Origin of the sequence: Mycoplasma seminis (assembly GCF_030718845.1) — a bacterium.
Taxonomy (GTDB): Bacteria; Bacillota_I; Bacilli_A; order Mycoplasmatales; family Metamycoplasmataceae; genus Mycoplasmopsis; species Mycoplasmopsis seminis.
Map to the genome: position 1 here is coordinate 236,464 of NZ_CP132191.1, position 11,702 is coordinate 248,165.

At 28.3% G+C, this 11,702-nt stretch carries 14 protein-coding genes and 1 other RNA gene; 13 read left to right on the forward strand and 2 right to left on the reverse strand.

Annotation, left to right across the window (positions count from 1 at the left end):
- Positions 1-29: 29 nt before the first annotated feature.
- From Q8852_RS01140 to ffs, 3 genes are all read left to right on the forward strand, one after another.
- Positions 30-638, forward strand: coding sequence for a transposase (locus Q8852_RS01140; RefSeq protein WP_305938169.1), 609 nt, complete (start codon positions 30-32; stop codon positions 636-638).
- Complete coding sequence (locus tag Q8852_RS01145; protein WP_305938170.1) at positions 598-1,257, forward strand: IS256 family transposase; 660 nt, start codon at positions 598-600, stop codon at positions 1,255-1,257. The genes Q8852_RS01140 and Q8852_RS01145 overlap by 41 nt, the downstream gene beginning before the upstream one ends.
- Before the next feature lie 594 nt (positions 1,258-1,851).
- An RNA gene (gene ffs / locus Q8852_RS01150) (signal recognition particle sRNA small type) lies at positions 1,852-1,936 on the forward strand.
- Positions 1,937-2,004: 68 nt separating this feature from the next.
- Here the strand turns inward: ffs and rplL are convergent.
- Entirely contained in the window at positions 2,005-2,376 is a 372-nt protein-coding gene (gene rplL, locus Q8852_RS01155; RefSeq protein ID WP_305938171.1) for a 50S ribosomal protein L7/L12, read from the reverse strand.
- Between the two features lie 30 nt (positions 2,377-2,406).
- Entirely contained in the window at positions 2,407-2,904 is a 498-nt protein-coding gene (gene rplJ / locus Q8852_RS01160; protein WP_305938172.1) for a 50S ribosomal protein L10, read from the reverse strand.
- A 438-nt stretch (positions 2,905-3,342) separates the two neighbouring features.
- Here rplJ and Q8852_RS01165 point away from each other — a divergent pair, with 438 nt between their 5' ends.
- The 10 genes from Q8852_RS01165 to Q8852_RS01210 all read left to right on the forward strand — a co-directional run bounded on the left by Q8852_RS01165 (position 3,343) and on the right by Q8852_RS01210 (position 11,592).
- Entirely contained in the window at positions 3,343-3,666 is a 324-nt protein-coding gene (locus tag Q8852_RS01165) for a 4'-phosphopantetheinyl transferase superfamily protein (protein ID WP_305938173.1), read from the forward strand.
- Positions 3,667-4,434 (forward strand): lysophospholipid acyltransferase family protein, encoded by a 768-nt coding sequence (locus Q8852_RS01170; protein WP_305938174.1) that lies wholly within the window; start codon positions 3,667-3,669, stop codon positions 4,432-4,434. It abuts the gene before it with no gap.
- On the forward strand, positions 4,424-5,182 hold the full coding sequence (locus Q8852_RS01175; protein WP_305938175.1) for a segregation/condensation protein A: 759 nt from the start codon (positions 4,424-4,426) through the stop codon (positions 5,180-5,182). The genes Q8852_RS01170 and Q8852_RS01175 overlap by 11 nt, the downstream gene beginning before the upstream one ends.
- Positions 5,172-5,744, forward strand: a complete 573-nt coding sequence (scpB, locus tag Q8852_RS01180; RefSeq protein WP_305938176.1) for an SMC-Scp complex subunit ScpB — start codon at positions 5,172-5,174, stop codon at positions 5,742-5,744. The genes Q8852_RS01175 and scpB overlap by 11 nt, the downstream gene beginning before the upstream one ends.
- 9 nt (positions 5,745-5,753) lie before the next feature.
- Positions 5,754-6,629: a pseudouridine synthase gene (locus Q8852_RS01185; protein ID WP_305938177.1), complete on the forward strand. Its 876-nt coding sequence runs from the start codon at positions 5,754-5,756 to the stop codon at positions 6,627-6,629.
- A 7-nt stretch (positions 6,630-6,636) separates the two neighbouring features.
- Entirely contained in the window at positions 6,637-6,939 is a 303-nt protein-coding gene (locus Q8852_RS01190) for an Asp-tRNA(Asn)/Glu-tRNA(Gln) amidotransferase subunit GatC (protein WP_305938178.1), read from the forward strand.
- Positions 6,939-8,261 carry an amidase family protein gene (locus Q8852_RS01195; RefSeq protein WP_305938179.1) on the forward strand — a complete coding sequence of 441 codons (1,323 nt, stop codon included), beginning with the start codon at positions 6,939-6,941 and terminating at the stop codon, positions 8,259-8,261. The genes Q8852_RS01190 and Q8852_RS01195 overlap by 1 nt, the downstream gene beginning before the upstream one ends.
- Positions 8,261-9,682 (forward strand): Asp-tRNA(Asn)/Glu-tRNA(Gln) amidotransferase subunit GatB, encoded by a 1,422-nt coding sequence (gatB, locus tag Q8852_RS01200; RefSeq protein ID WP_305938180.1) that lies wholly within the window; start codon positions 8,261-8,263, stop codon positions 9,680-9,682. The genes Q8852_RS01195 and gatB overlap by 1 nt, the downstream gene beginning before the upstream one ends.
- On the forward strand, positions 9,666-10,751 hold the full coding sequence (locus tag Q8852_RS01205; RefSeq protein WP_305938181.1) for a YhjD/YihY/BrkB family envelope integrity protein: 1,086 nt from the start codon (positions 9,666-9,668) through the stop codon (positions 10,749-10,751). Before gatB ends, Q8852_RS01205 begins: the two co-directional genes overlap by 17 nt.
- Positions 10,752-11,085: 334 nt before the next feature.
- On the forward strand, positions 11,086-11,592 hold the full coding sequence (locus Q8852_RS01210; protein WP_305938182.1) for an MAG0490 family ComEA-like DNA-binding protein: 507 nt from the start codon (positions 11,086-11,088) through the stop codon (positions 11,590-11,592).
- Positions 11,593-11,702: the final 110 nt, after the last annotated feature.

Genomic DNA, 11,702 nt, shown 5'->3' on the forward strand with positions numbered 1-11,702 from the left:
CGTTCCAAAAATGGAAGGAGTTTTTTGTTATGATTAAATCAAATAGTTTTATTTTTAAAGATTTAACAGAAGAAGGTAGACAAATGAGAAACATACATCAAATTTTAGGATTAGATAATACTACTCTTGAAGAGATGATAAACAATCATTTATCACAAGAGGCTGACTTATATATTCAAGAAACAAAGATTTCTTTACCTGATAGCAAAATAAAAAGAAACGGTACAAGAACTGTTACAAAATACACAATGAATGGTAAATTAAACATAAAAGTACCTAAAGTTAGAAATGGTCAATTCTGACCAAAGGTCTTAGAGAAATATAAAAAATGCGAGGAATCATTTAAATCAATGATTGCTGTTCTTTTATCAATGTTTATTTCATATGAATCTGTAATCGAGACTGTAGAATTTTGAACTGGTATTAAAATCGGTCATTCTTTAATAACTAGAATTAAAAAGAAAATAAATGAAAAAGTTAAGAATGCTTTTAAATTCCAAATCACCAAGAAATATAAAGCATTATTTATTGATGCTTCATATCATGATGCAATGAAATGATATAACCCAAGCACAGGTGAAATTGTTGAAAGCTTTGATGATATTGAAAATAAAGATGCTTTGTCAAAAGAGCTATAAGGTAGCAGTATACACAGCAATCGGCATCACAGAAGATAATTACAAAGAGCTTTTACTATTAGAAGTAAAAGGACAAGAAAGCAAGAAAAATTGAGAAGACTTTCTTCAAAACTTAATAGATAGAGGATTATCTGATCCGGATGTAATTGTTTCAGATGAATTCTCTGGAAACGAAATATTAAACGAATTATTTCCAACAAGTAAATTGCAAAAATGTGCAATTCATAAACTTCGTAATGCAGTTAAAACTGTTCCTCAAAAACAAAGAAAAGAATTTTGCGCAGACTTTAAAGCTGTTGTTATTTCAAACACAAGAGAAGAAGCAGATTTAAACTTTTCAAAATTAAAACAAAAATATAATTCAAGATTTCCTAAAGCTATTAGAATTATTGAAAATTCATTAGATGATATTTTAAGGTTTTTAGAATTACCTAAAGAATTAAGGATTCATATCTGAACCAATAACATAAGCGAAGGATTCAACTCAGCTCTCAAAAGATATATAAAAGAAAAACGTTCCCACGCAAGTGTGAGAACGCTTGAAGTGTTTGTTATTTTAGCCAGCTTCAGAATCACCAAAAATTGAGCTACAAGCGTATTTATTAAAACACGCAATTAAATTGTATTATAATTTATGTAATTCGTTTGGAAAAAACGAGCTTCAGACACACAATTCGGTCTATAATCGTAAAAAGTGAATAAAAAAAATCGGATGTAGTAATCAACTACACCATCATGAGTGTACAAAGCTTTATTCAGTCAAGACTAAGGTTAATTACTCCTTAGTTTTTTCTACATTTCTGTAAGGGGATTCGTCCTGATTAATCAAATCGCACCACCAAACTTCTGTTTTTCTCCCCTGCCTTCGCACATAACTCTTATACTCTAGTCACCTAGATTCAACAGAATATTAGTAGTTGGTATCGCAATTAACCCCACCACAGGTTTAATTCCATTAATTGCCTACTAACGAGTTTGCGAAGCACCTTAAGCCTCATACAGGATTTACTCATTTTAAACCTACTTCTATTTGCAAATACATTTCGCTCTGAAGGGTGGAAAGCCCTCTAGAAAGTAGTGCCTTAACCTCGGATTTGGTTTATTCAGCCACGATTAATATTATTATACTCTTCTGTCGCAAAGTTTCAAGAGCGCAAAAATCCTAAAATATAAGGTTAAATGAAATTTTTTGCAAATTTATGCTATAATAATATCGCCATTAGAACAATAACCCACTAACCTGGTCAGGACAGAAATGTAGCAGCCACATGAGGAAGTGTTGTGTCTAGTGGTTTTATTTTGCAAAAATTGATAAAGAAAAAGCACAATTTGTGCTTTTTATTATTGATTATTATTGTGTAAGAAATTATTCAACTGTAACTTCAGCACCAGCTTCAACAAGAGCTGCTTTGATTTGTTCAGCTTCTTCTGGTTTGATGTTTTCTTTAATAACAGCAGGTAATGTATCAACAATTTTCTTAGCGTCCATTAATGGTAATCCTAATAAGTCTTTAACTACTTTAATAATAGCAACTTTTTTACCATTGTCAGCTTTTAAAACAACTTTAACGCTTGATTTTTCTTCGTTTCCACCTTCAGCAGGAGCTGCAGCAACTGCAACAGCAGCTGTAGGGTCGATTCCAAATTCTTCTTTCATTGCTTCTACAAGTTCCATAACTTCTTTAATTGACATTTCTTTTAATGATTCAATAAATACTTCTTTTGTTAATTTAGCCATAATAATATTTCCTTTCTAATTATGTAATTATTATTCTGATTTACCTTCACTTACTAATTTAAGTGATAATGAGATTTGTTGTAATGGTGCAACCATTGAACGTGCAAGAATTCCAAGTGCTTCTTCATATGTAGGAAGTGTAGCGACTTCTTTAACACCGTTAGCATCGATTACTTTACCTTCAAATGTTCCAGCTTTAATTACCATTAATTTGTGTAATTTAGCAAATTTTGTAAGTAATTTAGCAGCAGACATATCATCATTGTTTGAAAAAGCAAAGATGTTTGGTCCAACTAAGTAATCAGCTAATTCACCAATACCTGTTTGATCTGCAGCAAGTTTAAATAAACGGTTTTTGTAAACTTTGATGTCAACACCAAGTTTTTTAGCTTCTTTTCTGAATTCTTCTAATTCAGAAACTGTTAAACCACGGTATTCTGCAAATGCAACAGCTTGTGAGTTTTGAATTTTTTCAACGATTTCTGAAACAACTTCTTTTTTAGCTGCTTTTAATTTTGATTCTGACATACTTGTGCCCCCTTTCAAAATTTCGCAATACAATTGAACAATTTTAAGATACATTAGGTAACATATTAAGCTTGCGCTGTTACTGTCTTCATGTATTGCTTATAAATTATAATATAAATAATATTTTTAATAAGTTGTGCTTTTGATTTTTTAATGCTTAAAATAAGGCTTAGAGAATAAAATTAAGCTAATTTAGTATATTTATTTTCATTAATATAGTTGAGAATTAAATAAAAATGCTTTTTTAAATTCATAAGTTCAATATGTAGAAAACATTAATTTTTTAGTTGGATTTTAGTTAAAAAATCCTGTTAATTTTATACTAAAAAAGTACTGCAAAAATAGGAATTTTAAGACTAAAAAATAGTAGAAATCTTGCGCACATATTCTTGCCTTAATTATTAAAAATAATTAATAAATTTAATATAATTCATAAATATGAATAACTTTGGAGTTGATATAACAAATATTTCTCGTTTTCTGAATAAAACTACTACATTTTGCAATAGAGTTTTATCTCAAAATGAATTAGAAAAGTTAAATCAAATTGATGATGCTTATCAAAAAGCTAGGTTTCTAGCTCGATCTTGAGCAATTAAAGAAGCGCTTTTCAAGGCTGATAATTCATTAATTGATTTTAGGAAGATTAATTTACAACAAGACTCACAAAGCAAATTATGATATTTTAAAGATTTTGTTGCATCAATTAGTTATGCAGACGATTATGTAATTGCCTTTGTGCAAAAGAAAGGAACTGTCTAAATGAAAAAAAGAGCTATGAACATTACTTTTAAAAAAGTTTTATTTTCTCCTGTCTGATTATTTAGATTTTTAAATTTAAAAATTAAACATAGAAAGTTTAAGAAAAATCCAGATGGTATTTCAGCAGTAGAAAGATATAAATACATTTTAAAACTCAGCAAGAAGATTTTAAAAATGTACAATGTTGATTTAGAAATTAAAGGATTTGATAATTTACCTTCAAATGGTGGAGTACTTGTGGTTGCTAACCATAAATCACTTTTTGATCCACTTATTATGTTAATAGCAATGGAAAAACAAAGCTATGAATATAATGCAAAAGAATTAATTCCAACATTTGTTGCTAAGCAAGAATTAAAAGATCAAAAATTTATTAATTCAGCTATGCATCTATTAAACACATTCTTCGTTGATAGAAATAGTGTAAAACAAAGTTTTCTTGAGTTAAATAAATTTGCTGAATATGTTAAATTCAATAAAACTTATGGTGTTATTTTCCCTGAAGGAACTAGAGTTAAAGATCAAGTAATTGGTGAGTTCAAGTCAGCTCCTTTCAAGATCGCACAAAAAGAATACTTAACAATTCAACCGGTTGTAATCAAAAATTCACTTGAAGCTGATAATGCAAAACGTAAAGGTAGATTAACTGTAACAGTTGAATTCTTAACACCAATTAAACCTAATACATTTATCACACAAGAATCAAGCAAGGTAGCTCAATATGTGCAAAACATTGTTAAAACAGGAGTAGAATCAAATGAAAACTAATTCATATTACAGTGATTATACTTTTAAATTACAAGACTTTGATGGACCACTTGATTTATTATTAAGTTTAATTAAAGACAAAAAGATTGATATTTTTGATATTAACCTTGTTGAACTTGCTGATCAATATTTACAAATAATTAATCAACTTAAAGAAACTGAAATTGATATTGCTGGTGATTATTTAGTTATGGCTGCAACATTACTTAAAATTAAAGCTAGCTTAGTGTTACAAGAACCAGATGCTGAAGAACCTGAAGAAGTTGTTGAAGAAAAGAAAAAATTGATTCAACAACTTGTTGAATATCAACAATTTAAAGAAATTAAAGAAGCACTTAAAACATTTGAAAGCGATAGAGAAGATATCTTTATTAAAGCTCCTTCAAATGTGGATGATTTTATTGTTGATACAAACGATACAAGATTAGATGGACACTCAAACCCAATTAAATTAATCGCAGTTTTAAGAAAGATGTTTGAAAGAGTTTATGCACAACATTTAAGAAGTACTAAACTTGAAACATTCAACCTTTCACCATCTGATCAATTTCCATTTATTAAAAAACTTTTAAAAGAACATGAAGTTTTAACATTTGAAATGGTTTTCTCACAACCAAGTATTAAACACTTTGTTGTTACATTACTTGCAGTATTAGTTTTAGCAAAACAACAAATTTTAATCATTGAACAAGATGAAGAATTCGGTGATATTAGAATTAAAAGAGGAGAACTTTACGATGAAAAATAAAATATTAGAAGCATTATTATACATTCAAGGCGATGATGGTTTAACTTTAGAACAAGTTAAAGACATTTTTTCACTAGCTACATTAGCTGAAGCTAAAAAAGTTATGGCTGACTTCCATAAAGATTTTAACGACCAAGAACGTGGACTTAAAGTAGTTAACTTTAATGATGTTTATAAATTAGCAACTAGAGAAACATTTAAAGAATACATTTCAAAAATGGTTTCTATTGTTAAAAAACAAAGATTATCAAACGCTGCAATTGAAGTTGCTGGAATTATTGCTTATAAACAACCTATTACACGTAGTCAAATTGCACAAATCAGAGGTGTGGCTTCAGATCAAGTGGTAAATACTTTATTAGTTAAAGGTGTTATTGAAGAAGTAGGGATTTCACCAACACCAGGTAATCCTGTACTTTATGGTGTAACAAACAAATTCTATGACCACTTTAAATTAACAAGTATGAGAGATTTACCAAAATTAAACGAATTTAACTACGTTGAAGGTGTAGAAAACGAAAATACAGATTTTGACCTTTTTGCATCTCAACGTGAAGAATAAAAGGAAGATATGTTAGAAATTAAAGCAACCAAAAATGATGAAAATAGAACTTTGTTCAAAGTAATAACAAAATATTGTTCATCATTACCATTAAGTAGAATAGAAAAACTTTTTAGAAAAAAAGATATTAAAGTAAATGGTGAAAGAAAAGTAGAAAAATCATATTTAGTACAAGAAAATGATTTGATTGTAATTTATGGTATTTTAGAAGACACCGCAACTTTTGAACCTACACAAGTAGCTAAAAGTGCTGGAACTATTAAAATACTTTATGAAGATGAAAATATTTTAATAGTAGAAAAGCCAATTGGATTAGATGTTCACGGTGAGGAAAATTGTTTAGATAATCAAGTTTTAGCATATTTAAACTTTAAAATGGTAGATAGTTTTAAACCATCACACATTGGAAGACTTGATAAAGACACCAGTGGAATAATGTTATATGCAAAAAACTATGCAACATTATCAACTTTAAATGCACAAACAGAATGCATGATTAAAAAATATACATTTTTTAGCAATATTAATTTAGATAATTATTCAAGCAAACATCCTATGATGGTAAAAATTTTCACTGTCAAAGATGAAAAAAATAAACGTATGAAAGCTTCTCCAAAACAATTACCTGGTTCAAAAGAAGCTATCACACTGTTCTATATGGAAAATGGTAGAAAAATAGCTCAATTAGTAACTGGAAGAAAACACCAAATTAGATTAACACTTAAATATTTAGGTTACCCAATTGAAGGTGATAAAAAATACCATGGAGCTAGTGCTAAAAGATTAATGCTACATTCATTTAGTCTTAAATTCCAAGACCTTAAAGGTGAATTAAAATATCTAAATAACCTAGAAATCATCTCATTACCAAATTTTAAAAGATAGGAGAATTATGAAAAAAGTTTCAAAAGATAAATTAATTGAAATTGTGCAATCATTAATGTTAAGACCTGATGAAGATGTACTTGATAAAATTATGACTTCTTGAGAAGATATCCAATTACAATTAGAAGGGTTAAATTCTTTAGATTTAGATAACTTACAGCCTATGGAAAGAATCAATGAAGACTTGCACATAGACTTATTAAGAGAAGATGTTGAAGATGATTCTTATTCTATTTCAAAGGATGATATATTAAAAAACGCTCCAACTTCAGATGGTGATTTCGTAACTCTTACAAAGGTGGTTAAATAATGAGACAATTTAAAGTATTAGGTAATTATTCATCTGCTTATGACGAATTAAAAAATGATCACAATAATGCTGTAGCATATTTATATCCATTTTCAAATGATTATGTTGCTAAAAACAAAACTTTTGATAATGTTGTTATTACATTAAAAGATGTATTTGCAACTAATAATGCTCCGACTAGAGCATCAAGTTTAATTTTAGATAGCTTTCAACCTTCATATAATGCAACTGTAGTGCAAAAACTTTTAGATGCTAATGCAAGGGTTATTGCTAAAGTTAACAATGACGAATTAGCTTTAGGAGGAACTGGGACATACAGTGCTTATGGACTTGTAACTAACCCTAAAGATTCTAGCAGACTAGCTGGAGGTTCTTCTTCAGGTTCTGCTGCAACAATGAATGCAAATATTGGTTTTGCTTTAGGAAGTGATACTGGAGATAGTGTTAGACTTCCGGCCTCATATAATGGACTTGTAGGGTTCAAACCTTCATATGGAGCTATTAGTAGATATGGTATGTTTGCTTATGCTTCTTCACTTGATACAGTAGCATTCTTTACTCATAATGTTAATGATGCTATCATTTCAGCTCAAACATTGTATGGTGTTGATGCAAAAGATATGACTTCAGTTCCGGTAGTAATTGATAATGTAGTAAAAACTAAACCAAATAAAGTAGCTTATTTAGATTTTGAAAGCTTGATTCAACCATATGTTAAAGACTCTATGCAAGGGTTATTAGATAAAATGAAACAAGATAGTATTGAAGTTGTTAAAATTAAACCTAACCTTGAAATTTTAAATGCTATTAATATTGTTTATCGTGTAATTAGTTTCTCTGAAGCTAGTTCAAATTTAGCTAATTTAACTGGTATTGGATTCGGAAGCAGAGTTGAAGCAGATAATTGAGAAGAAATTATGCATGATACTCGTTCTGAAAAATTCGGAAAAATGGTGCAAGAAAGACTTGCTTTAGGAAGTTATTTCTTATACACAGAAAACCAAACAGATATCTTTATCAAAGCACAAAAAGCTCGTAGATTAATTAAAAATTATTACACAGAATTACATAAACAATATGATTGTGTAATTTTCCCAGCATTTGGTGGAATTGCACCTAAAATAAATGAAGATACTTCTTCATATGGTGTTATGAACTTTATTCTTACAGGTGCGAACTTAGTTGGAAACCCTTCTATCACTATACCATTAGGAAATTATGAAAATATGCCTTATAATTTTGCACTTGAAGCAGGTATTTATCAAGATGAAAAATTATTAGGATTTGCTGAATATATTGAAGAATTAAAAGGGAGAGAATAATGGATAATTTTGAAACAATAATTGGGATTGAAATCCACGTTGAATTAAAAACTAAAACCAAAATGTTCTCACCTGCTGGAATAGATTTTAATGCAGCACCTAACACTAAAGCTAACCAAATCGATTTAGCTTATCCAGGTACTTTACCACAAGTTAATAAGCAAGCTGTTAAATACGGAGTTGCCTTAGCTAAAGCTTTACAAATGCAAATTGATGATGAATTACATTTTGATAGAAAAAATTATTTCTATCCAGATTTACCAAAAGGTTACCAAATTACACAATTTTATCGTCCAATTGGAAAAGATGGATTTGTTGAAATTCAAACATCACAAGGACCTAAAAAGATTGCAATCGAACGTATTCACCTTGAAGAGGATACTGCAAGACAACACCATGATGAAAATGGTACAAAATTAGATTACAACCGTGCTGGAATTCCGCTTATTGAGGTTGTTACTTATCCAGTAATTAGAACTGCTGAAGAAGCAGCTAATTATGTAGATATGATTAAGAAAACCGTTATTGCTTTAGAAATTTCTGAAGGTAAACTTGAGCAAGGTTCATTAAGAGCTGATATTAATATTTCACTTAGACCTCGTGGATATAATGGTTTTGGTACAAAAGTTGAAATCAAAAACATGAACTCAACTTCAAACATTAAAAAAGCTATTGAATATGAAATTAAATTACAAAGAGAAAAGATTCTTAAAGATGAAGTTATCTTACAACAAACCAAACGTTTTGATGATAACACAAACCAAACTGTAGTAATGCGTACTAAAACAGGAACTACAGATTATAAATATTTCGCTGATCCAAATATCCCTATCATTAAGCTTTCAAAGGAATTTATTGATAGTGTTAAATTAAATGAATTACCAAATGAAAAACTAAAACGTTACCAAGAAAATGGTATTCAAAACATCTATATTCAAAGTTTAATAGATGATTATGAACTTGCAAAATATTTTGATTCAATTGCTTACAAAGATAAAGATAAATTATCTAAAGTTTTCTTTGCGGAAGTTGTTTCTTTAGCTAATGCGCAAAATGTACATCCAACTGAATTAAATATTAACCCTGAGCACTTAAATCAAGCCTTAGAACTTTTAGATGCTGAAGTAATTTCAGGTAAATCACTTAAGAAATTAATCGCTTTACTTCCGAATTACGAAGGTGATATTAATTTATTATTAGAAAGTCATAATTTAAAACAAATTAGTGATCCAAAATTAATTCGTTCATTAATAGATGAAATTATGCAAGCTAATCCAGAAATCTTAAATGAATATGATTCAAGACCTGAAAGAGTTGTTAAATTCATTTTAGGTGCTTTAATGAAAAAAACAGGAGGTCAAGTTAGCCCGATTTTATCAAATACAATTACTCTTGAGGTGCTAAATGACTTGAAGAAATAAAAATATTAATCACTATGCAAAATTAGTGAAATATAAAAATAAAAACAATGCAATTAAAAAAGCTTATCATCAAAATTTAATTTGACCTGACCGCTTTACAATATTTTTAACTTTATATGAATTCTTAATTAAAAATATTTTAATTACATTATTTGCTAAATTACTTTTAAGGGCTAGAAATGAGAATGAAAGTCGTAAAAGAATTAAGGTTATTGATAATGTTTACAAGAACTTTACCAGTAAGGAATATAACTTTATTTGATTATCGAGTGCCTTTTATCTTTTAATTTCATTTGTTCCTGTAATTTATATTGTTTACATTTTAAATATGTTTGTTAGCTATATTCCAGCATTTAATGATTTTGTTGGAAAAGAATTCCAGAAACACTTTTTAGAGCTTATTTTAGGGCGTTTTATCCCTGGTTCTCAAGAATATTTGCTTAATATTGGCTCAAATTCCTCTGAAGGATTTACTTTAAAAACTATACTTCCTAACTTGATTTTATTCTTATCATCTTTATATATTTCAAGTACTGGATATGGAAAATTAGTTTCTTCATCCAACTATATTTATGAACATTATAAGATGGGAACTTATTGAGGAAATAAAATTAAAGGATTCTTTTTAGTGTTTGTGGTTTCGATTATTTTCTGAATTTTTGCAACAGCTGACATCATGACTGAAAAAGCAATCTTACTCAGACACCAAAATAATAAAATATGACTCAATGAATTTGTTTATTTCATTTATACCACAACATTTTTCATTGTACTTTTAATTACTTTATTTAAATTAATTCCATCCTTTAAATTAAGTATTAAAAGTGTTTATAAAGGTGCACTTTTATCAGCTACCCCAACTATACTTTTAGTATTATTATTCAACTCATTAAATAAATATTTTAACTATGATAAATTCGGTGGTACTGTAGGGTTCTTCTTCACTATTGCGTTCTTTATCAACTGATTTGTATATTTTGTTTTCTTAGGTATTACATTTAATAATGCCTACTATAAAAATTACATTAGTACTCGAACAATTAACAAACGTCAAATTTTATTTATTTAAGTGTTTAATTTTTTAAAAAATAGTGTATTATATATGCGGGACATGAGAATGTCCTGTTATACTGCTTAAATAGTAAACTATTTATTATTTTGTACTAAGTTATAGCTTAAAAAGTCGCATTTTAAGCAAATCATTTATATACATATTTATTTTTTATTTTACAACTTGTTTTTTATTTCTTATATATCTTAATATATTTTATAAATTCTTACACATCCAGTATTTTATTTTATACATTATAAATAATATATGAGTCACACGCACGTGTGGCTTTTCTTATTGCCTTTTTTGTTTATTTTTAGTTCACTTTGCAAAAAATTAATATATGTAGTGTATGAGAAAGAAAAAATTGATTTTATATTTGATTTTAGTTTTGCTCGCAAGCGGTATAGCTGGGTATGTTTTAATTCAGCAAATTCAAGCGCAACACAGCTTGCAAAAGAGCAAGAAAGGAGGTGAAGAAGACAAAATTTATAAATATAAATTAAGCGGAAATGTCTTGCATAAAAATATAGAATCAACTAAACCTTTAACATACAGAGAATTACTTTATTTAGCACAAGTAAAAAGTGGATCTGATTTAGATTCACTAAAACTAGATGATTATGCAACTGAAGAACAAACCATATTTATTCCAAGAAAAGACCAAAAATTATTATGAAGTGATATAAGGAGTGCTAAAGATTTCGAAGTTTTTGGAATAGATAAAAAATATGCTAGATACCTATATGAATATAAAGAAAAAAACCAAGGAATACCAACTTGAGATGATATTTTAAAGATAAAAGGAATTGGTTCAAAAACAATTGAAATCTTAAAAAGTTTCTTGATTCTAGAATAGCATTATTTAATTTATTCCTCATTGCATCATTATTTTTCATCGCAATTTACACAAATTGATATTATTTGTTAATTGTTGTTTTATGCTTATGTATATACACTTTAATAATT